The organism is Shewanella ulleungensis (assembly GCF_014648315.1).
GTDB classification, from domain to species: Bacteria; Pseudomonadota; Gammaproteobacteria; order Enterobacterales; family Shewanellaceae; genus Shewanella; species Shewanella ulleungensis.
Genome location: NZ_BMQW01000005.1, coordinates 305,073 through 330,307, shown reverse-complemented (window position 1 = coordinate 330,307; position 25,235 = coordinate 305,073). Strand labels below are relative to the sequence as shown.

Annotated in this window: 16 protein-coding genes; 8 read left to right on the top strand and 8 right to left on the bottom strand. The window is 42.0% G+C overall.

All coding sequences use genetic code 11. The features are described 5' to 3' along the window. Positions 1–223 precede the first annotated feature (223 nt). On the top strand, positions 224–4,639 hold the full coding sequence (locus IEY40_RS12175) for an EAL domain-containing protein (protein WP_229777092.1): 4,416 nt from the start codon (positions 224–226) through the stop codon (positions 4,637–4,639). Between the two features lie 106 nt (positions 4,640–4,745). Beyond that, on the top strand, positions 4,746–7,010 hold the full coding sequence (locus tag IEY40_RS12170; protein ID WP_188956511.1) for a patatin-like phospholipase family protein: 2,265 nt from the start codon (positions 4,746–4,748) through the stop codon (positions 7,008–7,010). Positions 7,011–7,127: 117 nt separating this feature from the next. Here the strand turns inward: IEY40_RS12170 and hxpB are convergent, their stop codons facing one another. Further along, positions 7,128–7,793, bottom strand: a complete 666-nt coding sequence (gene hxpB / locus IEY40_RS12165; protein WP_188956509.1) for a hexitol phosphatase HxpB — start codon at positions 7,791–7,793, stop codon at positions 7,128–7,130. A gap of 404 nt (positions 7,794–8,197) precedes the next feature. Between hxpB and acnB the strand changes: the two genes are divergently transcribed. After that, a complete protein-coding gene (gene acnB, locus IEY40_RS12160) occupies positions 8,198–10,795 on the top strand; it encodes a bifunctional aconitate hydratase 2/2-methylisocitrate dehydratase (protein ID WP_188956507.1) in 2,598 nt (865 codons plus the stop codon). Between the two features lie 66 nt (positions 10,796–10,861). On the opposite strand, the gene IEY40_RS12155 is transcribed toward acnB, so the two are convergent. From IEY40_RS12155 to priA, 7 genes are all read right to left on the bottom strand, one after another. Continuing rightward, entirely contained in the window at positions 10,862–11,089 is a 228-nt protein-coding gene (locus IEY40_RS12155) for a hypothetical protein (RefSeq protein ID WP_188956505.1), read from the bottom strand. Between the two features lie 103 nt (positions 11,090–11,192). Continuing rightward, positions 11,193–11,579 (bottom strand): gamma-butyrobetaine hydroxylase family protein, encoded by a 387-nt coding sequence (locus IEY40_RS12150; RefSeq protein WP_188956503.1) that lies wholly within the window; start codon positions 11,577–11,579, stop codon positions 11,193–11,195. A gap of 157 nt (positions 11,580–11,736) precedes the next feature. Further along, positions 11,737–13,062, bottom strand: coding sequence for an ATP-dependent protease ATPase subunit HslU (gene hslU, locus IEY40_RS12145; RefSeq protein ID WP_188956501.1), 1,326 nt, complete (start codon positions 13,060–13,062; stop codon positions 11,737–11,739). 25 nt (positions 13,063–13,087) lie between these two features. After that, complete coding sequence (gene hslV, locus IEY40_RS12140; protein ID WP_188956499.1) at positions 13,088–13,612, bottom strand: ATP-dependent protease subunit HslV; 525 nt, start codon at positions 13,610–13,612, stop codon at positions 13,088–13,090. 158 nt (positions 13,613–13,770) lie between these two features. Beyond that, positions 13,771–14,382, bottom strand: a complete 612-nt coding sequence (locus IEY40_RS12135; RefSeq protein WP_188956579.1) for an SPOR domain-containing protein — start codon at positions 14,380–14,382, stop codon at positions 13,771–13,773. Beyond that, positions 14,382–16,127, bottom strand: coding sequence for an arginine--tRNA ligase (gene argS, locus IEY40_RS12130; protein WP_188956497.1), 1,746 nt, complete (start codon positions 16,125–16,127; stop codon positions 14,382–14,384). The genes IEY40_RS12135 and argS overlap by 1 nt, the downstream gene beginning before the upstream one ends. Before the next feature lie 191 nt (positions 16,128–16,318). Continuing rightward, positions 16,319–18,514 carry a primosomal protein N' gene (priA, locus tag IEY40_RS12125; protein ID WP_188956495.1) on the bottom strand — a complete coding sequence of 732 codons (2,196 nt, stop codon included), beginning with the start codon at positions 18,512–18,514 and terminating at the stop codon, positions 16,319–16,321. 81 nt (positions 18,515–18,595) lie between these two features. On the opposite strand from priA, the gene IEY40_RS12120 reads away from it, so the two are divergent. From IEY40_RS12120 to csrD, 5 genes are all read left to right on the top strand, one after another. Next, positions 18,596–19,417, top strand: coding sequence for a FimV/HubP family polar landmark protein (locus IEY40_RS12120; protein WP_188956493.1), 822 nt, complete (start codon positions 18,596–18,598; stop codon positions 19,415–19,417). A 261-nt stretch (positions 19,418–19,678) separates the two neighbouring features. Continuing rightward, complete coding sequence (locus IEY40_RS12115; protein WP_188956491.1) at positions 19,679–20,902, top strand: FimV/HubP family polar landmark protein; 1,224 nt, start codon at positions 19,679–19,681, stop codon at positions 20,900–20,902. Between the two features lie 151 nt (positions 20,903–21,053). Then, on the top strand, positions 21,054–21,266 hold the full coding sequence (gene rpmE, locus IEY40_RS12110; RefSeq protein WP_188956489.1) for a 50S ribosomal protein L31: 213 nt from the start codon (positions 21,054–21,056) through the stop codon (positions 21,264–21,266). Positions 21,267–21,701: 435 nt separating this feature from the next. Continuing rightward, entirely contained in the window at positions 21,702–22,949 is a 1,248-nt protein-coding gene (locus IEY40_RS12105; RefSeq protein ID WP_188956480.1) for a malic enzyme-like NAD(P)-binding protein, read from the top strand. Positions 22,950–23,118: 169 nt separating this feature from the next. Continuing rightward, positions 23,119–25,026 (top strand): RNase E specificity factor CsrD, encoded by a 1,908-nt coding sequence (gene csrD, locus IEY40_RS12100; RefSeq protein WP_188956478.1) that lies wholly within the window; start codon positions 23,119–23,121, stop codon positions 25,024–25,026. Positions 25,027–25,235 lie beyond the last annotated feature (209 nt).

Sequence of the window (25,235 nt, the reverse complement as noted above, 5' to 3'; positions counted from 1 at the left end):
AGTCAGGCAGAGACGTGCCGTAGAGCAATTAAACAGGTGACTTTGCTAAGCTATTAATGTTAAAACATTAATATTATAAGAATAAAAATTAGTGTTTGATTTACCCTTCGTTCTCACGCTCAGCGAGTGTTGATTGTTTTTTTAGGCGTTAACGCCTGTCGTTATCATTTAAGGTAAAACGGAATTTATGATCAGAGCGGTAACTTATTGTCTAAGTTGTTTGATGCTATTTCTTTTAGCCGTTATGCCTGTGCGCGGTGCTGACATTGTGCAGCGTGTGTTTAATGCTAAAGATGGTTTAGCTAACGCCAGAATTCAAGATATCAGTTTTGATCGTTATGGTTATGTGTGGCTTGCGACACAAGAAGGACTTTATCGGGTTAGCAACAGCAAAGTAAGACGCATTGACAAGGTTGGCTTTGACTCGGTATTAGACGATGAACTGATCACTTCGGTGATAAACTCCGGGCCTGATCACTTATTAATTGGCACTCAATCTTCGCTGTATTTATACAGTATTCTCGATAATCAATTTAGTTTACTGCTTAGACCTAAAGATGATGATATTGCTAATATCAATAAGAGTCTTAGAGTGGTGGCCTACCAGCGTCAATTCGATAATCAGTTGCTGCTATTGGGCGACTCAGGCAAGGTTTATTATTTTGATGATGACACTCAGTTACTGAGCCTTTCATTAAAGCATCAATTAAATCCGGATTTACACTGGCGAAACGTGCTGCAGTTACAAGATGGAAAGTACCTTTTCTCTACTCTAGATGAACTTCAATTACACCAAGCTGATGGTACTTTTATTGGTCATTTTCCTTGGACTGATAAAAATGGTTCAATCAGAAAAATATTTCAAGATAAGCAGCAACGGATTTGGCTGCTAACATCCAAAGGTTTATACCACGTTAATCCTGAGTCATTAACCGCCCAGATTGTGCCTGAGATACCTTATTACGTCGATCAAATGGCCGAGGATCTTAATGGTGATTTATGGATGTCGAGCCGTAGCGGATTAATTTTTTGGGAGCAAAAAAGTAACACATTTACATTGTATCCCGATGAGTTAAAGCAAAGTGCCAATATTGACTATATTCACGACATTGCAGTTGATACCGATGGATTACTGTGGGTGGGCGGTTCGGGTGATGGCTTGGCGGTGATTGCCGGATCTCCGTCGTTTTTACTTGAGCGCTATTCTAAAAAATCATCTTATAAACTCCATAATGAAATGACATGGTCTATTTACGTTGAAGGCGAAAAAATATGGCTTGGCACTGATGGTAGCTTATCTGCTATTGACCGTGCGAGCGGTGAAGTATCGGCAACCATTATTCCCGCAGGGTTAAAGATCAGCGACAGTATTTATTCACTTGGGTCGTTGAATGAAAATCATATTGTTTTAGGTACAACAACTGGCTTATACGTTGTCAATAAAACCACTAATAAAAGCAGTAATTTTGCGACTTGGAGCGGCGGTAAAGAGTCCCTAAGCGATAGAGTCATATTTAACATTTATCGAGATAAGCTTATACCTGAACGAGTCTGGTTTGGTACTAATAAAGGCGCATATTATTGGCAAGAGGGCAATGATGACCTAGTGCTTGCAGCATTGTCAGACGACCAACAGAGCTTAACAAATACTTCGTATCGTGATTTTTTACGTGAAAACGAAGATAGATTATGGACCACGGGTGCTAAGATTTTTGGTTATGTCGATTCGACTGGTGAGTATCATTCTAAATTAAATCTCTTTAGCAACTTTACCAATACACCGATGATCAATTCTCTATTGCAAGTCGCGCCAGATATACTCTGGTTAGGGACAACTCAACAAGGAATTATAGAGCTAAACACCCAAACTAATGCAATAAAATCACTGGATCAACAATGGAAAATCGATTGTAAAGTGGTTTACTTTTTACAAGATACAGCTACCGATCATATTGTTGGATGTGCGAGCGCGCTGGTTAAAATCAATAAGACAACTGGCAAAGTAAGCTCATTTAGCCATAAAGACGGGTTTATTTCGGATGAGTTTAATGAAGCCGCTAAGTTTTACGATCCTGCAAAAGGCTTTTTTATCGGAACTCCCGATGGAACCATGCTGATTGATTTAGATAAGTTAGCGCCTCGTACCGCAAGCGACAAAGTGATACTTGAATCAGTGTCAGTTTTTTACGATGACACCACAGCGGTGTATTTAATCCCTAGTCAGTTACGTCAAGTCGACCCTGGCGCCAGCTTGATTAGTTTTCATATATCTATTTCAGATTATTTAGACGATACCCCAATGACATTGCAGTATCGATTAGTCAAAGAGGGAGCTGAAGCTGGCAATTATGTATTATTAGAGGGGCAATCACAGATCAACGTCACCGGTTTGAGTGCGGGAGATTACACCTTAGAGCTTTTATACAAACGCAACGGAGTTTGGTCAAGTGAACCGTTTCAATATCCATTTAAGGTAAAGCAATATTGGTGGAAGTCTCAACAGTTTAAAGGTGCATTATTGTTTGCTGCACTATTACTGGCGGTGATGCTGTTGTTATACAGGCAGCGGCAAGTTAGTCGCTTTAAGCAAATAAACACGGCATTAATGCAAAGTGACGAACGCTTACAGCAAGCTCTAAAAGGCAGCGACTCCGATCTATGGGAGTGGCATAGCAGCACTAATATTTTGTCGCTAGATAACCGTGGTGGTGTGCTTGGTCCTATTCAGTTTCTGAGAATCCATCTGAAAGATATACCAGTACACCAAGATGACATGATTCGCCTTAAAGAGGTGTGGAGTAATTTAGCTAATGGTAAGACCGACATGATTGATGTCGAATATCGTTACCAAAATACACACGATAATCAATGGCACTGGCTGCGCATTAAAGGTCGGGCAATTGAGGTTTCTTCGAATGGACAGAAGTTAATTCATGCTGCGGGTATGTACACCGACATCACTCACCAAAAAATGCTTGAAAGTGAGGCCAATTTATTAGCTCAGGCATTTGAAAATACCTCTGAAGGTATGCTCATTTTAGACGCTAATAAGGACATCAAAATCAGTAATGCTGCTGCAAATTTAATTTTGGCAGCGCATAAAAAAGATTTAGTAGGCAAACCATTTATTGATTTAGTTGCTACAACAGTAGAGCCCTTCGACATGGAGGATGTTTTTGATAAAGAACGATTCTGGACCGGCGAAAGTGAGTTTTATTGCATTGATGGTAGCCGCTGCCCTGTATGGATGAACGTATCAACAATGACCAATGGTAATGCTGAATCTTTGCATTACGTTGTGGTATTTTCTGATATTACTGAACGTAAACACAATGAGCAGCATCTTCGTAGACTTGCAAATAACGACATGCTTACTGGGCTTGCTAATCGGTCGATGTTTTCTCGTCGTTTAGGGCAAGTGATCGAAGCGGCGAAACAACATAGTGAAACACTAGCGTTGCTGTTTTTAGATCTCGACCGCTTTAAACACGTTAACGATTCTTATGGGCATAGTATGGGGGATGCGTTGCTTGTTGAGGCGGCTAACCGATTACAAGGCTGCTTATCTGAAGAGCATTTGTTGTGTCGTTTTGGCGGTGATGAATTTGTCATTTTATTGCGCGATGCAAAAGATATCGACACTATCAATCATCTTGCTCAGCAATTGCTTAACCAAATAGAAATGCCGTTTAAGCTATACGGACGAGAGTTTTTTATCTCAACCAGTATTGGTATTAGTATCTGGTCTGGCGATGACCAAACGCCAGAGACACTGATTAAAAATGCCGATTTGGCCATGTACCATGCCAAAGATGAAGGTAGAGGCAATTTCCAATATTACTCAGCCGAGCGAAATGCTGAAGCACTATATCATTTACGTTTAGAAGCTGACTTACACAAGGCCATCGCTTGTAACGAGTTTGAAGTGCACTACCAACCCCAAGTGAATGTAGAGCAGAACCGTTTGGCAGGCGTTGAAGCATTAATTCGCTGGAATCATCCTGTCGAAGGTTTAGTGCGTCCAGATGTGTTTATCGGTATTGCCGAGTCGTGTGGATTGATCGTTGAAATTGACCGTTGGGTACTAACTCAAGCCTGTATTGACGGCGCTCGATGGTGCCGTGAAGTTCAACAAGACCTATTGGTGTCGGTTAACGTGTCTGCCATGCATTTTAGGCAACCTGATTTTATTGATTTTTTAACCGCAACACTTCATCAAACCGGTATGCCAGCCAAATGCCTCTCAGTGGAAATTACTGAAGGGGTGCTAATGAAAGAGATTGAAATTGCCACTCAGCACTTGTTGGCCCTAAAGCAACTCGGCATCGATGTCGCCATTGACGATTTTGGTACTGGTTATTCGTCATTGGCGTATTTACGCTCGTTTAAAGTTAACACCCTAAAAATTGATCGTTCATTTTTGATCCACATAGACCACAACCAGGCTGACCAAGCGATCGTGAGTAGTATCATTGAATTAGCTCGCAACTTATCGTTAGAGGTCATTGCTGAAGGTATTGAAACGCCCGAGCAGCTTGCACAAGTTGTTCAGCGTGGCTGCCATATTATTCAGGGGTATTACTTTGCCAAACCAATGCCCAAAGCCGAACTTGAACAACATATGAAACAATATCAATAACCCTATCGTTAAACTTAATATCCTTGAATGAGCTTGAGTCAATTAGTTTGGGAATAGGTTAAATTTTGTTAGAATGCGTTGTTTTTACTTAATTGCGGAATGATTTATGCTAACAATTTTGCGCCTTAACCAACTTAGCTATTTTTTGCTAAGTTGTGTCTGTTTTAGTGTGTTGATACAACCCGCAATAGCAGCAACTAAAACAGCGAAAGAAAGACCGACTATTGGCCTTGTGCTCAGTGGTGGTGGCGCTAAAGGAACCGCGCATATAGGTGTGTTAAAGGTGCTTGAAAAACACAGGATCCCCGTCGATTACATTGCCGGAACCAGTATCGGTGCCTACGTGGCAGGCATGTATGCGTTAGGCTATAGCGCAGAGCAAATAGAAGAGATTATGCTTAATGGCGAATGGTCTAAGGGTTATTCGGACACGATTCCACGTGAAAGTCTAAGCTACCGCGATAAACAACAGCGTGACCAGTTTAATATCCCATTAACAGTGGGTTACAACGACAACAGCTTAACCTCGCCAAGCGGCTTATTGCGCGGCCAAAGTATGTCATTATTGCTGAGGCATTCTACTGACTTAGTGGAACAGTTTGGTGATTTTGACGACCTTGCGATTCCCTATCGTGCAGTTGCAACTGACTTAGCTACAAGTGAAGCAGTCGTGTTATCAAGTGGCAGTGTGGTGCAAGCTATGCAAGCCTCGGCAACTGTTCCTGGGGCGCTTCAACCTGCTATTATTGAGGGGCGTTTATTAGTTGATGGTGGCATCGCAAACAACATGCCGGTCGATGTGGTCAAAGCCATGGGCGCAGATATTGTCATCGCTGTCGATATTGGTTCACCTTTGGTCGGCCAAGATAGATTAGACAGTACCGTAGCCGTGCTTGAACAGCTCTCAACTATTTTGACTCAAGCAAGCACTGCCCGCCAAAAAACCTTACTAACCGAACGTGATATTTTAATTCGCCCGGCTATTGATGTACTAAGCACCACTGACTTTTCAATTATGCCACTGGCATTAAAATTAGGTGAAGATGCCGCTAATATTCAATTAGATAAACTCAAAAAGCTAGGAATTAAAGAGTCAGCCTATTTAGCTTATCAAGCCAATAAAAATCAGCAAAGTCTATTATGGCGTGACCCACTTAAAAAACCGATTTATAAAATTGCTTTTGATAACCAATCTAAGGTCAGTGAAAAGTTACTGCGTGAGCGTTTAAACATTAAAAAAGGCGATGTACTAACAAAAGATGATTTAACCGCCGCGTTGAACAGAGTTTACGCCTTAAACAAATTTGAGCGTGTTGATGCCGAATTTGAGGATGTTGAAAAAGGCCGAATTATCACCATTACTACTCGCGCTAAGTCGTGGGGGCCTAATTATTTTCAAGCAGGTTTTAACTGGGAAGACGACTTTAGTTTAGATTCCGCTATTACGCTTAGTTTAGCTTACACCATGACCGATTTAACCCAAATGGGTGGCGAATGGCGTAATGAAGTTGAATTGGGCTACCGTAAGTTAGTCGCGACTGAGTTTTATCAACCACTTGATCGAGACCAAACATTTTACAGTTTGTCACGCTTACAATATCAAATGCGTAATTGGGATTTACTCGACCAAGACAGCAGTTACTTATTATTAGAAAATAACGTTGCCCAACTAGAGCTGGGTATTGGCTATAATTATGATTCTGATGGCGTGATAGAGTTAGGTTTTGTTGGTGAAAATGGTCAGGTAAAAAGTGAAGCAGGTTATCAAGACTCAATCAATTACCATTCAACCGGTGCCTACTTAAAAGTCACCTATGACACGTTAAACAGTATTAGTTTCCCTACAGATGGCAATCGTTTTACCTTTACCAGCTACTTAAGGGATGAGTCGTATAGTGGCGCCACAAATTCAGAAAATACCTTTAGCGACGATCTTGCTTGGCAATTTGAAGCCGACTGGAAAGGCGCATTAAAGCTGGGTAATCATGCCATTGTGGGGAAAATTGAGCTGGCGACTACCCAAAATGACGGGAACTTCACTTTACATGTTGCTGAGCTAGGTGGTTTTTTAAACTTATCGGGTTACCGTAAAGACACGCTGGTGGGCGCGCATAAAATATTCAGTGCAGTTATTTACCAATATGACTTAGGTCGTGATGTACTCATTACCGATTTACCCTTGTATTTAGGTGCGAGTTTAGAAGGCGGTAATGTGTGGTTTGAGCGCAGCGAAATGGACTTTAATGATTTAATCTATGCCAGTAGTTTATACCTAGGTACTGATACTGATTGGGGCCCTGCGGCATTAGGGCTAGGGGTTAGCGACCGTGGCGACACCGCTTTTTATCTGTTTTTAGGTAAAAATTTTTAAGCAGTCTATCTAAGCCAACAGCCTAGGACGCTTCGCTACTAGAAGCTATAAAATCTTAACAGCGACACTGACCCTAGCAGGACGAAGTCAGCCCTAGAAGCGAAGCGCACTATCCGCTTAGCGGCCTAGGTTCCCTAACAGCGCGGGTAATAATCCTGCGTGAGCGAGCTTATGATGGGCAATTACCCATTTAGCTTGATTAACGGTATGTGGCGCCGGAATAGCGACTGTTTGCATAGTAGCTGCTCGGGCAGCAATTAAGCCATTAAACGAATCTTCAATGGCAATACATTGGCTTGGCGCAATACCGAGTGCGCTAGCACAATTTAAATACACTTCAGGATGCGGCTTACCGTAAGCTAAATTCTCAGCAGACTCTAATGCTTCAAAATAATGTCCAATAGCCAGCTTATCGAGTACGGCTTTAATAATTCGTGACGACGACGACGTCGCTAAACCAATTTTAAGGCCAAGGCGCTTGCATGCTTCGAGTGAGTCAATTACGCCTAACATAGGCTCACCCTTTGTATTGATCTGAGCGATGACTTCATTAACAATTTTATTTGCTGCCACGGTATTATCATAATGTGGCCAAGGAAAACGTTGATACCAATAACTCACCACCTGGTCGATACGCAGTCCTGTAGTTTGCTCAACCTCTTCAAGGGTCAAATTAAGTCCAAAGCTGTTTAATACAGTTTGTTCAGCTAACTGCCAAGCGGGCTCAGAATCGATTAAAATTCCATCCATATCAAAAATAACCGCTTTTATTTGGGTAGACACAGCATTGACTCCTTAAAGGTATTCACTTTTGCGCTAATTATCACGATGTTGGTGATAACGTACAACCCAAACAGGCTTTTTAAAAAATATTTCATCATAAGAAGTCGATATTTTCTTGTTCACAGTTTAATCGGTGGGTGTAGCATAACCTGATGTATTAAAATGTTTTTTAGCTCGTTTCAAACTATTGTCTAATTTTAATTTATTCACGAAGCGATTAAATTGATTATTAGCTAGATAAATCGAGTTGATTTCATGCCTCTAACAGTGTGAGCTGATTCATACTTTTATAAAGCTGTAGTATACTGAATGTCGGATTTCAAGCCCGAACCTGTGGAATTATCAGCGTAACACTGTGTGCGCTGAGTTTCGCCGTCAGGCGTCAAACAAAGAGGAATGTTGCCGTGCTAGAAGCATATCGTAAACACGTCGCAGAGCGTGCCGCAGAGGGTGTAGTCCCTAAGCCATTAGATGCACAACAAGTGGCTGAATTAGTAAAATTAGTTGAGACTCCACCTGCGGGTGAAGAGGCGTTAATCCTCGACTTATTAGAAAACCGTATTCCACCAGGTGTTGATGAAGCTGCCTATGTGAAAGCAGCATTCTTAGATGCAGTGGCCAAAGGCACTGTAAAATCACCTATATTATCAGCTGATCGTGCCGTTGAATTACTCGGTACAATGCAGGGCGGTTATAACATCGAGCCGTTAATCGCTCAGTTAGATAACCCAGCATTAGCACCTTTATCAGTAAAAGCATTATCAAACACCTTATTAATGTTTGATTCTTACCACGATGTGGTTGAGAAAATGCAAGCGGGTAACGCATCAGCAAAACAAGTTGTTGAAGCTTGGGCAAATGCAGATTGGTTCTTAAACCGTCCAAAACTTGCTGACAAAGTGACGTTAACTGTATTTAAAGTGGCTGGCGAAACCAACACTGATGATCTTTCACCTGCACCAGATGCATGGTCACGTCCAGATATTCCATTGCATGCACTTGCCATGCTGAAAAATGCCCGTGACGGTATCGTACCTGATGTGTCTGGCGAAGTTGGCCCAATTAAAGAAATCGAAGCCCTAAAAGAAAAAGGTCATCCACTTGTTTATGTTGGTGACGTTGTTGGTACAGGTTCTTCACGTAAGTCAGCCACTAACTCAGTATTGTGGTTCATGGGCGATGATATCCCTTATGTGCCAAACAAGCGTGCTGGTGGTTTCTGTTTAGGCAACAAGATTGCGCCAATTTTCTTCAACACCATGGAAGATGCGGGTGCATTACCGATTGAGCTTAACGTTGATAAAATGGAAATGGGCGATGTAATCGACATTTATCCATACGAAGGCGTTGTAAAGCGTGGCGGTACTGACGAAGTTATCTCTACGTTCGAACTAAAAACTGACGTTTTGTTAGACGAAGTTCGTGCTGGTGGTCGTATTCCATTAATCATCGGTCGTGGCTTAACGGACCGTGCTCGTGAAACATTAGGCTTACCAGCATCTGATGTATTCGTACGTCCACAAGATGTTGTTGTGACTAACAAGGGTTTTACCCTTGCACAGAAAATGGTTGGTAAAGCATGTGGCGTAAAAGGGATTCGTCCTGGCCAATATTGCGAACCTAAAATGACCTCTGTTGGCTCGCAAGATACTACCGGCCCAATGACACGTGATGAGTTAAAAGACTTAGCTTGTTTAGGTTTTAGCGCTGATTTAACCATGCAGTCATTCTGTCATACAGCGGCTTATCCAAAGCCAGTTGACGTTGACACACACCACACGCTACCTGATTTCATTATGAACCGTGGTGGCGTAGCATTACGTCCAGGTGATGGTGTTATTCACTCGTGGTTAAACCGTATGCTACTGCCTGATACCGTAGGTACTGGTGGTGACTCGCATACTCGTTTCCCAATTGGTATTTCATTCCCAGCCGGTTCTGGCCTAGTGGCATTTGCTGCAGCAACAGGTGTCATGCCTCTTGATATGCCTGAATCAGTTTTAGTTCGCTTTAAAGGTACAATGCAACCAGGTATCACACTACGTGATCTGGTACATGCTATCCCGTTAAAAGCGATTGAAATGGGTCTGTTAACGGTTGAGAAAAAAGGCAAAATTAATGCTTTCTCTGGCCGTGTATTAGAAATCGAAGGCCTTGAAAAACTGAAAGTTGAACAAGCATTCGAACTTTCTGACGCATCTGCAGAACGTAGCGCTGCTGGTTGTACTATTAAGTTAGACAAAGAGCCAATCATTGAATACTTAAACTCTAACATCGTGATGTTAAAGTGGATGATCAGTGAAGGTTATGGCGATCGTCGTACGATTGAACGTCGTATTACCGCCATGCAAGAGTGGATTGCTAACCCAGAGTTGATGGAAGCAGATAAAGATGCAGAATATGCTGAAATTATCGAAATCGACTTAAACGACATCAAAGAGCCAATCCTTTGTGCACCAAACGATCCTGATGATGCAGTATTATTATCAAGCGTTGCACAAACTAAGATTGACGAAGTGTTCGTAGGTTCTTGTATGACAAACATCGGTCACTTCCGTGCTACCGGTAAGATGTTAGACAAGTTTGCCAAAACACTGCCAACACGCTTATGGATTGCACCACCAACTAAGATGGATCGCGATCAGTTAACGGAAGAAGGTTACTACTCAATCTTCGGTCGTGTCGGTGCTCGCATCGAGATCCCTGGTTGTTCTCTATGTATGGGTAACCAAGCACGTGTTGCTGAAGGTGCTACTGTAGTATCAACGTCTACGCGTAACTTCCCTAACCGTTTAGGTACTGGCGCAAACGTATATTTAGCATCAGCTGAGTTAGCCGCTGTAGCAGCGTTACTAGGTCGTTTACCTTCAGTTGAAGAATATCAAAACTACGCTAAAGAATTAGATGCAACAGCAGCTGATACTTACCGTTATTTGAACTTCGACCAGATCGACTCTTACACTAAGAAAGCCGACAGCGTGATTTTCCAATCAGCTGTTTAAGTTTGAACTAGTTAATAGTTGAACTAAAAATGCCAGCAGAAATGCTGGCATTTTTATTAGCGTCATTTAACGTTTTCGAATGATGACAACATCTTTTTTGTGCGCGTTATCAACGTTGATAATGTTATATGCCGTTGGTTTTACGACGATCACTTTTTGGGTTACAACTTTATTTACAGGGGGCTGTAAGTGTCCTCGGTGAAAAAATGGAGCACAACCACTTAAGCTAACCAAGGTCATTATTACTAGCAATACTTTAACTTTTGATGCTGGTGTGGGAATTAACTGTTTCATAAAAACCTCATTACGATTGAATCATAATACCTAGATTAATCGTTTGAGTGTCAACCGCTGACCATGATGTGTAAAGTTACGCAAAGGGTTAACGCGACTACTGCTACGAATACTTAATATTCATATCAATCAGTGGTTCTCTTGAGCCTTTTTCCGCGCGCAATCTGGCTAAATACTGTAGCCATAACTCAGCTTGATTACTGCATAAGTTGTATAGCACCTGCCAAGAATACAAGCCGGTATCGTGACCATCATCAAAGGTAATTTTTACCGCATAATGACCCACAGGTTCGAGTGCTTTGATATTAACCGCTTTCTTGTGAGTGACCAATATAGGGTCTCCATGTCGCTGCACTTCAGCAGACGGGGAGAAGACTCGCAGCATTTCGCAGCTGATGTTGTAGGTTTGACCGTTATCAAATGTGACTTCTAATAACTTAGATTGGCGCTTAAGCTTAATACCACTAACAGTTGGCGTTGATTGAGTCATGGGGATACCTATAAAAAAGGATTAACACTAAATCGCTTATTATCATACGCGATTTTGCTGTTAATCCTATTGTTGTTAAGACTATTTGTGACGGTTAGCGCCCATCGCCTTATGTCGATATAAGCTATATCAATAGCGACGTGATTTAAGCTTAGGCTTATAAAATAAAGCGACTTAAATCTTCATCTTGTACCAAGGTATCAAGGTGGTCGTTAACGTATTGTGCATCAATGATGAAGGTTGAGCCTGATTTCTCAGATGCATCGTAAGAGATCTCTTCCATCAGTTTTTCCATCACAGTGTGTAAACGACGAGCTCCGATATTTTCAGTGCGTTCATTTACTTGCCATGCCGCTTCTGCGATACGTTCAATGCCTGATTCAGTAAACTCAATCGTTACGCCTTCGGTGTTCATCAGAGCGACATGCTGCTCTGTAAGCGAGGCAAATGGCTCTGTTAGAATACGTTTAAAATCAGCCGCAGTAAGGGCGTCGAGTTCAACTCTGATCGGTAAACGGCCTTGAAGCTCTGGGATTAAATCAGACGGTTTTGACATCTGGAATGCACCCGATGCAATAAACAAAATATGATCGGTTTTAACCATGCCGTGTTTAGTGGTCACTGTACAACCTTCAACTAAAGGCAGTAAGTCACGTTGAACACCCTCACGAGACACATCTGGACCAGAGCTTTCGCCGCGCTTACAGATTTTGTCAATTTCGTCTAAAAATACGATGCCATTTTGTTCAACCAATTCGATGGCTTGTTCTTTAAGATCTTCTTGGTTAACTAATTTGGCGGCTTCGTCTTCAACTAATTGCTTAAAGGCATCTTTAATTTTGAGCTTTTTACGTTTAGATGTACTTTGACCAAGATTTTGGAATAAACCTTGTAGCTGGTTAGTCATTTCTTCCATGCCAGGAGGTGACATGATTTCAACGCCAATTTGCGGCGCAGCTACATCGATTTCAATTTCTTTGTCGTCTAATTGGCCTTCACGCAGTTTTTTGCGGAATACTTGACGGGTGTTTGAGTCGTCTTTTGGCTCAGTGTCCCAATCATCTTTTGCTTTAGGCAATAGCGCGTCTAAAATACGTTCTTCGGCCATTTCTTCAGCCCGATGACGGCATTTTTTCATTTGCTGCTCGCGGGTCATTTTCACCGCTGAGTCAGTTAAATCACGAATGATTTGTTCTACTTCTTTACCGACATAGCCCACCTCGGTAAATTTTGTAGCTTCTACTTTAATGAACGGCGCGTTAGCCAGTTTAGCTAAACGACGCGCGATTTCGGTTTTACCGACACCGGTAGGGCCAATCATTAAAATATTTTTAGGGGTCACTTCATGACGTAATGCTGGCTCAAGTTGCATTCTGCGCCAGCGGTTGCGTAGGGCTACTGCTACAGAGCGTTTGGCATTATTCTGGCCGATGATATGCGAATCTAGTTCGTGAACAATTTCACGTGGAGTCATTTCAGACATAACTGTTCCTTTATTAACACTCGAATTAGTAGTCTAACTTTTCGATAGTTTTAAATTGGTTGGTAAATACACAAATATCGCCAGCAATGGTCAGAGATTTCTCTGCAATCTCTTGAGCGCTTAATTCGGTATTTTGCAATAGCGCTAACGCTGATGCTTGGGCATAGTTACCGCCAGAGCCAATAGCTATTAAGTCATGTTCTGGCTGAACCACATCACCGTTTCCAGTAATAATTAGTGAGGCTTCAGCGTCGGCAACCACAAGCATTGCTTCGAGCTTGCGCAGCATTCTGTCGGTACGCCAGTCTTTGGCGAGCTCAACTGCAGACTTTAATAAGTGGCCTTGATGCATTTCGAGCTTGGCTTCAAAGCGCTCAAAAAGAGTAAATGCATCGGCTGTACCACCGGCAAATCCAGCTAATACCTTATTATGATACAAACGACGCACCTTACGTGCGTTGCCTTTCATGACGGTATTGCCTAAAGATACTTGGCCATCACCAGCGATGACAACTTGGTTGTTGCGGCGTACGGATACAATAGTAGTCACGGTAAATCCTCTTTAAATGCATCAACGAATGCAATTGTTGATTCATGATTAAATTGGATATGGGGTCAAAATGATAGATATCAAGGACAGCATAAAAAAAGCCCCGTTCGAGTGAACAGGGCTGCTGATTATTTATCACGTTAATAGGCCGATTAGCGCTATTGCCATAACCAAATTTGGCAGGTGTTAATACCAGACTTTTGCATTTTATGGCGATTGGTTTCAGCTTCGCGTTTATTCGGGAACGGACCTAATACTACGCGGTACCAAATACCGTTAGCGCCTTCGCTGCGACGTACTTGTGCTTCCATTCCTTGAAAGGCAATACGAGCTTTCATTTCATTGGCTTGTGATTCTTGCCTAAACGAGCCGCATTGCATTTGATAAATACCACTGGAAACGACCCCAGTTGCCGGCAGATCAATTTCAACTTCCTTGTTTTCTAACTCTTCAAGGTATGTCCATTTCTCTTGTGGCTTAGGTGGTAATGCATTTGGGTCTGGCTTAACCACTTTTTTGACCGCAGGTGTCGGCGTGACTTCGGCTTGTACGGTTTTCTTTTTTGGTTGCTGTGCAGGCTCAGTGACTTGTGTTTCTGAGCTGCCGTTAATCGACCATAAAAAATAGCCAAAGCCGACAATAAGCGCTAACACAACAAATACAGGCAAATACGGAAAGCTACGCGCAGGCGCTTTTTTACGCTTTGGCGCACGGCTTTTATTCGGTTTACTTGCTCTGGGTTTGCGGTTTGCGTAGTCGCGACTCATGATTACATCCGCTCTAAAGTTTCAATGCCAAGCAATGACAAGCCTGTTTTTAGCGTATTAGCGGTTAATTGCGATAACAATAAACGACTTTGCTTTTGCGCTTCAGTGTCTGCGGCAAGTACTGGGCAGGCTTCGTAAAAGCTTGAAAACTCACTCGCAAGTTCATATAGGTAGCCACACAATACATGTGGTAACCCTTTGTCTGTCATGCGGGTAAGGACTTCACCAAACTGAGCTAATTTGGTGCCGAGGTCTTTTTCTTTTTCGTGTTCAAGGGCGATTTTCGCCTGGCTTAAATCGATGTCTTCAGCACGTTTGAAAATGCCGGCTACGCGAGTATAGGCATAGAGCAAATATGGTGCGGTGTTACCTTCAAAGCTGAGCATCTGCTCGAAGCTGAAAATATAATCGCTAGTGCGGTTTTTAGATAAATCAGCGTATTTAACTGCGCTGATACCGACAACGCGGGCGATTTCAGTGAGTGTTGCTTCGTCCATGTCAGGATTTTTACTGCGTACCAGTTCAAGTGCACGTACGTTAGCTTCATCTAATAAGTCGACTAGTTTAACTACGCCACCAGAGCGGGTTTTAAATGGACGACCATCTTCGCCATTCATGGTGCCAAAGCCTGTGTGCTCTAGAGACATGTCTGCACGGACAAATTTAGCTAATTTGGCAAGGTTAAATACTTGCTGGAAATGCAACGCTTGGCGTAAATCGACAAAGTACAACGCGCGGTCGGCTTTGAGTACGCTTGAGCGGTAACGCATTGCTGCTAAATCTGAGGTGGCATATAAATAACCGCCATCTGCTTTTTGAATGATAACCGGTAAAGGTTCGCCTTCTTTAGTGCGGAATTCTTCTTGGAATACCACTTTAGCGCCATTACTTTCGCTTAATAAACCTTGAGCATCTAAATCTTTAACCACTTGTGCAAGGTCTGCGTTGTAAGCACTTTCGCCGTGAACATCTGCGCGGGTTAAGCTCACACCTAGACGTTTGTATACATCATGGCAGTGGCTGAGTGAGATGTCGTTAAACTCACGCCACAGTTTATTACAGTATTCATCACCCGATTGTAAGGCAACCACTAGCTGGCGTGAGCGGGTGGCAAACTCGGTTGATTCGTCAAAGCGGACTTTTGCTGCACGATAAAAACTTTCTAGATCAGACAATTCCATTTTGGCTTGTTCGCCATTGGCGGCGCGTAGCTCTTCCATGTATGCCAATAGCATACCGAATTGGGTACCCCAGTCACCAACGTGGTTTTGACGGATCACGTTATGACCTAAAAACTCAAGTGCACGGACAACGCTGTCACCAATAATGGTTGAGCGTAAGTGGCCTACGTGCATTTCTTTGGCTAGGTTTGGCGATGAATAATCGACAACGATAGTTTGCTTAGTCGGTAAGATCACGCCTAAGTGGTCATCGTTTAATGCTTGTTGTAGCTGGTCTGCTAATGCATTGTCGTCGATAAAAAAGTTAATAAACCCTGGGCCTGCGATTTCGACTTTAGCAACGTGAGATGATGCGGGTAAGGTGTCGATAATCAATTGAGCTAATTCGCGAGGGTTCTTTTTGGCTACTTTGGTCAGCATCATTGCAAGGTTAGTCGCTAAGTCACCATGACTTTTATCTTTAGTGCGATCGACCTGAATGCGCGCTTGAAAATCAGCAGGCACAATACCTTGCTGTTTAAAAGATTCGAGGGTTTGTTCTAGTAAAGATTCAATATGTGATTTCATGGGCGTTTGCTTGCACTAATTCGTTAAATGAATGACATGACGGAACCGCGTATTTTAGCCGTTTATGGGGTTGAATTGCTATCTGCTTTAGCGGAAATATTGGTTTTTTTGTTTAATTCAACTTGAATAACAATCTAATTGAAGTTTATTACCGATGTTATGGCTCTTGATTGCTCAGTGATTAAGTCAAATTACATTAAATCCTGCGGATCTCTATCTATGGTCCAGCGGCAGCGTTTACCTTCTGGTAATTGTTCCATTTGAGCCAATACATGCTCAAATACACTTTGTAATCGATGACGGCTTTTGGCTTGTAACATTAATTGGCGTCGATATTTTCCGGCTTTACGGTCTAATGGTGCAGGTATAGGGCCAATGACCTCAAGTTCTTTATCTTGGGGGATGAGTTGGCTTATTTGGGCTAAAAAGGCATCGGCGTCTTGGGCTAAATGTGCTTCTGCACGAATCAATACCATGTGCCATGCTGGCGGCAATAATGCTTGTTGGCGCTCTGTTAGCTGACTTCGGGCAAATTCGCCATAACCCCGTTGCAGCAAATCGCGTAAAATAGGGTTGTCACTTTGGTGGGTTTGCAATAGCACTTTACCTGGTTTGTCTGCGCGCCCAGCACGGCCTGATACTTGAGTGTATAGCTGACCAAAACGCTCAGGCGCACGAAAGTCTGCACTGAATAACGCGCCGTCAACATCCAATAAGCCCACTAAAGTAACATCGGGAAAGTGATGCCCTTTAGCCAGCATTTGTGTGCCAACCAGAATTTTATATTTACCCATGTAAATCCCTTGTAACTGTTGTTCAAGGGAGCCTTTGCGCCGAGTTGTGTCGCGGTCGATACGCACAACTGGATGTTTAGGAAACAGTTTAATTAACTCCTGTTCGAGTTGTTCGGTACCTAAACCGTGTCCCATTAACATGGTACTACCGCATTCGTGGCATTGTTTGGGGATAGCATATTGATTACCGCAGTGATGGCAGCAAATTTCGTTTAAACCTTGATGCACGGTAAAAAAGGCATCGCAGCGATCGCATTCATGCAAATGACCGCATTCGTGGCACAGCAACGCTGGTGCAAACCCGCGACGGTTTAAAAATAATAACACTTGGTTGCCGGCATCAAGATGCATGCGCATCTCGTTAATGAGTGATGCTGACATACCGGCTTTTAATGGCTGTGAGGTAATGTCGATAATGCCTTGCTTCACTTTTTGCGCCGCTCCCGCGCGTTCGCTTAACTCAAGGTGATGATAACGCCCAGACAACGCATTTTGTAAGGTTTCAAGTGATGGTGTAGCAGAACCAAGAACCACTTGAATATCTTCTAAATGACCACGCATTACGGCTAGATCTCGGGCGTGGTAGCGCACACCTTCTTGTTGTTTAAAGCTGCTGTCGTGTTCTTCGTCTAAAATGATGAGACCAGGAAATGCCATCGGGGTGAACAACGCGGAACGAGTACCAATAATAATGGCCGCTTCACCCACGCGTGCTTGTCGCCAGGCTTCGAGTCGTTGATTGTCGGTTAATCCTGAATGAATCACCGCCACTTTTACTTCAAACCGACGTTTAAAGCGATTAATGGTTTGCGGGGTTAAACCGATTTCGGGAACAAGAATAAGTGCCTGTTTTCCTTTTTTTAAAATGGTTTCAAGCAAGGTTAAATAGACTTCGGTTTTACCTGATCCCGTAATACCTTCTAGCAAGGTACAGTGGAACCCTTGTTGCTGCGTGAGAACAGAAACAGCGACGGCTTGTTGCTTATTTAATTTGTGTGGCGACTCGTTCATGATTAACCGTTGACGCCAGCTTAAGTCGTGAGTAATGACCGCACTTCTTTGTTCTATCCATTGCTTATCTTGCAATGCTTTTAGCGCAGATTTACTTAATGCTTGGGTCGTGAATTCGTCTTGAGTTAATGGATTTTCAAGTAATAAATCAAACAGTTTTTTTTGTGCAGGGGCGCGCTTAAGTACACTTGAATCAGATTGACGACCTTGTTCGCTTAAATGATATTCAACCATCGCCTGTGGTGTAGCATCTAGCCCTTTACGTAAGGCGACGGGTAGGGCTTGACTGAGCATTTGGCCTTGCGAGGTAAAGTAATATCTCGCCGCCCAAAGCGTTAATTTATATAGCGAGTCGGGCAGTAATGGGGCATCATCTAAAACGGTTGTAACAGATTTAATTTGTTGCGGAGCTAAATCACAAGTGTCGGTGATTGCAGTGATTAACCCAATGAGTTGCTGGCGCCCAAAAGGCACTTTAACTCGCAAACCAATTTGCAGTGCTGTTTGCTGTTCGTCTTTTACACGATAACTAAAGTTTTGGCGTAATGGGACTGGTAAGGCGACTTCAACAAACACGGGCATAGGGTTTCACATTTTTCAATTCTATTAGGGATTGTGGATCAGTTTACCTCTAAGTGTCATCAAAGATATAGGGCAAGTGTTATGCGTAAAAGACTTTATATGGTCTTATTCTTCGTCTTAGGATTATGTGTTAATGCTCAACAAGCGTTGGCGCAAGTAAATCATGTCAGCATTAATAGCCGTCAGTCCGAGTTGAGTCAGCAGCCGTTATTAAAAGTGAATCTAGTCGCGCAAAATGATGATTGGTCACAGCTTAGTTTTTATTTACGGCAGAAAGTTGATGGTGACATGCAGCAACAAAGGTTATCGATACAGCCGATTAATCGTTTTTTAGTGCAACTTGATGGCAAAGTGCCAGTGACAGACAGTAATGCGCAGTTAGTGATTACTGAGAACCAGCAAAGCAAAGCGGTGTTATTAGCTGTACTAGCATTGTTTGATGCGCCACTTTCATTTAAAAGCGCTGCATTTATTGAGGCTCAGCCATTAAAGGTTACGGACGCGCCTTTAGCTGAAACTTCAGAGCAAGTCGTATCTGACGGGAATCAAGTCGCGCTAAGCACGATTAAACGCAGTACGGCAAAAGAGGTTGAAACAAATAGCGTTAGCGAAGCTGTTTTACAGCCCAGAAAGCCAGATAATTGCCAGATTATAAAAGATAATTCAGATACCCTATGGCGCATAGCTGATCGCTATAAAGATCAATGGAATACCAGTGTTTACGGTGCAATGTTAGCTATTTTTGAAGCGAATATGCTGTCTTTTTCTAAACAAAGAATTCATTTATTGCTTAAAGATGCAGTATTAGCATGCCCGTCGACAGAAATATTGGCTCAATATGATAATAAAGCTGTCGATAAAAAAGTATTTGAAGTGATAGAAGCTAAACATGCTGCGAGATAGCTTATTTAATGTGTAACTGTGATTAAGGTAAACAAAGTGTTGAGTAATTACTCTTATTGGTCAGTAATTGGTTGCAGCCGTGGGTGTTAATTTATATAGTTGTTTGCGTTAATACAGGTTATTTAAGCAAAAATAAGTCAATGTGCAAATAATTCAATAATATTATCTCGATAGTGATAAACAACAATAAACACTGTATTAAGTGAATTTACAACGTTAGTCACGTTGTTTTTAAGCCGTTTGAAGTAAGGGATTGATTTGATGAAAGGCGTAAAGGTGCTAGCCATAATGGCATTACTCGCTGTGGGTTATAATCCAACAGTGATTGCAGAAGTCAGTCATATTAGTATTGATACAGCCGCCTTTGAACAAGGTCAATTACCCAGATTAACCGTTAATGTTGTGACTGAGCATCATGATTTGTCGCGGTTGACGTTCTATTTACGTCAAATTTACCAAGATAATATTGTATTAGAAAAGCTTGATGTTGAACGCCAAGGGAACGATGTGTTTACTTTGTCGGGTAAAGAACAACTGCGTGACCCCGATTCAGCATTGATTGTCTCTGAGTATCGCAATGCTAAATGGCAGCAATATTCTCCAGTGCCATTGTTTAATCAACTATCACAAACCAGTAGTCATCAGCCTGTTGCTATTAAAAAAATGAAGTTACCCACTTCATTATCTTCGTCTGCCCCTCAGGTTGCTGAAATAACTCGCGTTGTGGCTAAAACACCTGTTTTGGCTGCAACCCAAGAGTTATTAGAAGGTTGCAATATACTTAAGCAACCGAATGACTCTTTATGGAAAATCGCAGTGAGATACCGCAAACAGTGGGGCTCTAATATATATGGTGCAATGTTGGCTCTGTATGAAGCAAACCCACAAGCGTTTTACCAAGGCAAAATTAGTCTGTTACAGCTAGACAGCTCATTGCGTTGCCCGTCAGCCAATATATTAGTGAAGTATCAAAATGTAGATGCTGATAGGGCGACATTTGATGACTTGGTTGCTAGTCAGCAAGGTCAAACTAGCGCGATAGCCCAAGCGTCAAAACGTGCAGTTCCTAAAAAAGCACCACAACCTATACACGTTAACGCAATTGCCGTTTCTGTCGATCATACTAAGATAGACGCTGATGTTACTACGGGTAATCGTATTGATATTACCGATGTGACTGACGTTGTAAAAGTCGATGCGTTAGAACATCAAAGTGTACAGCAATGCTCAATTGATAAGCGCCCAGACGACAATTTATGGCGTGTTGCAGTGCGCAATCATCAACAGCTAAACACCAATGTGTATGGTGCAATGTTAGCGTTATACCATGCCAACCCCAATGCATTTTTCAAACAGAAAATTTACCTATTAATGGCTGACAGCAGCTTAGACTGCCCATCAAACAAGGCGTTACAACAATACCAAAACGCTGCTAAAGATCAGCTGACTTATGAAGCTCTTGAGCGTAAGCAGAGGCGATCTTAATTTACTAAAGCTTGAGCGTTTATAAATTCTACTTGTCTGGGCTTGTCAGACACTGTATTATCTCGCGCCTAAAACATATTGTTATTAACTTCATGTGGTGTCCAACTTCGGGTTGTGATGGCGACATGGCCTTCAATTTAAGGTACTCCAAATGAAAACTGGTATTCACCCAAATTACGCTGAAATCACTGCAACTTGTACTTGTGGTAACATCATTAAAGTAAACTCTACTGCTGGTAAAAACTTGCACTTAGACGTATGTGGCGCATGTCACCCGTTCTACACTGGTACTCAGAAAATTGTTGATACTGGTGGTCGTATTGACAAGTTCAACAAGCGTTTCAGCGTGCTTGCTAAGAAGTAATTGCCCTGCAATTAACTTTATAAAGGCGCCTTTGGCGCCTTTTTTGTTTTTAGCGTTCGCATAATGACATTGTGCTGTAATGGAAACTTATTTTTAAGCTGTAAACAATGCAAAAACACCTAAAACTCTTTTTATTGTTATTTAAGCAAAATAAATAACAATAAACGCCTGTTAAAACGGTTTATCCTCATAAATCTTGTTATTTTCCTACATTTTTAACTCTTTGATTTATATATATTCATGTTGGTTTAGTTTGATTAACAAAACCTAAGCTTGTTTGAGGCGGTCAACACATCCTATCACTCAGTTTTTGATTTCTATCGACACTGTAATAGCGTATCGTTACAACACTTTCGATGATTAGCATAATCAATGTGTTCTTAATGCTAGTCACAATTTTAATGATACTAAATAGCGCATTTCAGGATGTATACAATGTCAGATATTCGTCAACAAGCTCTCGATTATCATGAATTCCCAGTACCAGGTAAAACGGCGGTGTGCCTCACCAAACCAGCCCAATCGAGTCACGACCTTGCTTTGGCATATAGCCCAGGTGTGGCAGAACCCGTGCGCGAAATTGCTTCAGACCCTGAAAATGCCTATCGTTATACTAATAAAGGCAACACTGTCGCGGTGATTACTAACGGCACTGCTATTTTAGGCCTTGGTAATTTAGGTCCATTAGCTTCAAAGCCCGTTATGGAAGGTAAGTCGCTTTTATTTAAGCGTTTTGCCAATATTGATTCTATTGATATTGAAGTGAAACATCGCACCACTGAAGATTTTATTAATACTGTTGAGTCGATAGCTGACACGTTTGGCGGAATCAACTTAGAAGATATTAAAGCACCAGAGTGTTTTGAAATTGAACACGAACTCATTAAGCGCTGCAGCATTCCTGTTTTTCATGATGATCAACATGGCACAGCCATTGTTACCGCCGCTGGAATGTTGAATGCTTTAGAAATCCAAGGTAAAAAAATTGATGATGCGATATTTGTTTGCTTAGGTGCTGGGGCCGCGGCCATTGCCTGCATGAGCATGATTGTTAAGTGTGGGGCACTGCGCGAAAACGTGTATATGCTCGACAGGCAAGGGGTGATCCATACTCGACGTGACGATTTAAACGAATACAAAGCGCTGTTTGCCAACAATACAGACAAGCGCACTTTGCAAGATGTGATTAAAGATGCAGACGTGTTTTTGGGGTTATCTGGTGCAAATTTGTTAGCGGCTGAAGACATTGCCTTAATGGCGCCTAATCCAGTGATTTTTGCGTGTTCAAATCCCGATCCTGAAATTAAACCGGAATTAGCACATGCCATCCGCAATGACCTGATTATGGGAACCGGGCGCAGTGATTATCCTAATCAAGTTAATAACGTATTGTGTTTTCCGTTTATTTTCAGAGGTGCATTAGATGTACGTGCCGCTGTGATTAACGATGAAATGAAATTAGCGGCGGTGTATGCCATTGCTAATTTAGCAAAAGAGCCTGTGCCTGCAGAAGTACTAGCGGCTTACCCTAAAGTGTCCTCATTAGGCTTTGGTGCAGAATATGTGCTCCCAAAACCGATGGACCCGAGGTTACTTCCGATTGTCGCCCGCGCAGTGTCGCAAGCAGCAATAGATTCTGGCGTAGCTAAAATCACTACATTACCGAGTGAATATAAGATTTAAATTTTAAGCTGTACTGACGATAAACTAAGGGGCGAGAGCCCCTTTTTGCTGCGTGGGTTAAACGTTCAGTGAATTTATATGGCACAATCGCTATACTGATGCAAATTGACGTTAGTCTTTATATTTGCGTTACACCTTATAAAAATAAATCCAGCAGGGTAGCGGATAAATGAAAATTACCAAGATCCTTACAAAAAAAATCACCAGTTTTTGGTTACTTTCATTAGCGGCAGTGGCTTTTGTGTTTCTTCTGTGCGCTATCATGAGTTTCATACAGCTCACCTATACTTTTCAGCAACAAAAAGTCACTGAACTCGAAACCATGCTAGTTGCGCACAGTAAACAGCAAGATAATAGCCCGCTATCTACTTGGTTACCCCCATTATTGTCTGCTTATAATGCCGTTGATTTCAGCTTAAGTCAGGGGGATAAATTATTATATGAATATCATCATGACAATCTTAGAATTACTAAAAACAGCCTAACGCTATATCAGAATCAGCTTGATAATGGTTTACGATTATCACTTACCATGCCGCCACCGTTTTCTTTAAATAACCTTGGTTGGTATGAGTTGATTATTCTTATCATTGGCTTTACTGCAATAGGGATTTTTGTACGTTTTGGGTATGGTTGGTATTCACGTGAGCTTGATGGTATTGAACAGCTCGCTTTGCGCAGTAAGCTGATTTTAGAGGGCGATTTAGTTCAAGCGGCTCAAGTGCCCACAAACGGTAAGCCGCGAATGATCAATCGGGCGATTAGTAAATTATTGAGCGATCTAGATGATGCTCACAAAGAACGCGGACGTTTAGACCAATTTATTCGCAAAGACACCTTTTTAGACAAACAAACTCAAATCGGGAATGGCATCTTTTTTCAAAATCGCTTAGATGCATTAAGCCATAATCAAAAAATGATTGCCCATGGGGTATTGATGTTGATTGAGTTTGACGACATGGATTTAGTTGAAGAGGAATTAGGTGAAAGTGGCCTTAAAGCCATGTTTACTTTAACCACAGAAGCCATAACAGCAGTATTAGCTCAATACGAAGACAGTATTTTTGCCCGTCGAAGTTATCAACAGTTAGTGATTGTCATTCCTCAATTATCGCTTACTGAAGCCGACCAGTTGGCTCAGCGGGTACTGAAAACCTGCCTCGCATTACCTTTTTATGGTTTAGGCAATCCGGATAACTTTTTGCACTTAGGCAGTGCATTTTTTAAAGCGGGTGACTTACAGGTTCAACTCATCGAAGAGGCTGAAATGGCACTTCGTGCCGCACAATTACAACGAGTAAACAATTGGTTTATGTATGATAAAGGTGCTGTCGATGAAGAAATTGCCAAGGGCTCTGTGCGTTGGCGCAGTTTTCTTGAAAATGCATTGGTGGCAAAACGTTTCTTTACCCTGCAGCAAGCTGTTGTCGACAGTGATAACCGTATTTTACATTATGAAGTCTTTAGTCGAGCTCGTGATAATCAGGGTAATGATGTACGCGCCACTTTGTTTATTCCAATGGCCAATAAATGTGGCTTAATGCCACAAATTGAACGGCAAATATTAGAGCAAGTATTGTTTGGTTTAATGCCTAAAAACGATGCGACTTACTGTATTAATTTGAGCCTGGACACTTTGGTAAGCAGGGCTTTTGTTCGTTGGGTACAGTCCACCTTGCTTGAACATAGGCCCCTGGCCTCAAGACTCATTTTTGAGGTGTCAGAAGATATTATTGTTAAACACCAAAGTAACCCTGCATTCATTAAGTCACTCGATATGTTGAGAAAGATGGGGGCGAAATTAGCCGTAGATCATGTTGGCCAACATGTTGTTGGGACACACTATATCCAAGAGCACCATTTTGATTTAGTAAAATTACACCGTTCTATTGTCAGGCAGGTGCATCAGCGTTCTGAAAATCAGCTATTTATTCGAAGCTTAATTGGTGGGTTATACCGTGCAGAGGTAAAGGTGATAGCTGAGGGCGTAGAATGTTTTGAAGAGTGGCAAACGCTGAAAATTTTAGGCGTAAGTGCGGCACAAGGTGAATATTTAGATCAAATAACTGAGAGCTAATTTTAAAAAGTCCAATACTTCAATATTAAAGTATCTTCGCTTTTGCATTGGCCTTTAATTAGGTATGCTATATTGTTATTAATGTAACAAAATTAAAACATTAACAATGTGTTCGAGGTGAAGTTTTTATCATTTGAGTATGAGCTATTGCGCGACAACACTAACCAACTAATGAGATATTGTTTTAGTCATCGTTATGTTCAGGATTT

What these genes read in the sequence shown, in the direction of transcription:
- IEY40_RS12175 (WP_229777092.1), top strand. Translation starts at nt 224, where the DNA reads ATGCTATTTCTTTTAGCCGTTATGCCTGTGCGCGGTGCTGACATTGTG.
- IEY40_RS12170 (WP_188956511.1), top strand. Translation starts at nt 4,746, where the DNA reads ATGCTAACAATTTTGCGCCTTAACCAACTTAGCTATTTTTTGCTAAGT.
- IEY40_RS12155 (WP_188956505.1), bottom strand. Translation starts at nt 11,089, where the DNA reads ATGAAACAGTTAATTCCCACACCAGCATCAAAAGTTAAAGTATTGCTA.
- IEY40_RS12150 (WP_188956503.1), bottom strand. Translation starts at nt 11,579, where the DNA reads ATGACTCAATCAACGCCAACTGTTAGTGGTATTAAGCTTAAGCGCCAA.
- hslU (WP_188956501.1), bottom strand. Translation starts at nt 13,062, where the DNA reads ATGTCTGAAATGACTCCACGTGAAATTGTTCACGAACTAGATTCGCAT.
- argS (WP_188956497.1), bottom strand. Translation starts at nt 16,127, where the DNA reads ATGAAATCACATATTGAATCTTTACTAGAACAAACCCTCGAATCTTTT.
- priA (WP_188956495.1), bottom strand. Translation starts at nt 18,514, where the DNA reads ATGCCCGTGTTTGTTGAAGTCGCCTTACCAGTCCCATTACGCCAAAAC.
- IEY40_RS12120 (WP_188956493.1), top strand. Translation starts at nt 18,596, where the DNA reads ATGCGTAAAAGACTTTATATGGTCTTATTCTTCGTCTTAGGATTATGT.
- IEY40_RS12115 (WP_188956491.1), top strand. Translation starts at nt 19,679, where the DNA reads ATGAAAGGCGTAAAGGTGCTAGCCATAATGGCATTACTCGCTGTGGGT.
- rpmE (WP_188956489.1), top strand. Translation starts at nt 21,054, where the DNA reads ATGAAAACTGGTATTCACCCAAATTACGCTGAAATCACTGCAACTTGT.
- IEY40_RS12105 (WP_188956480.1), top strand. Translation starts at nt 21,702, where the DNA reads ATGTCAGATATTCGTCAACAAGCTCTCGATTATCATGAATTCCCAGTA.
- csrD (WP_188956478.1), top strand. Translation starts at nt 23,119, where the DNA reads ATGAAAATTACCAAGATCCTTACAAAAAAAATCACCAGTTTTTGGTTA.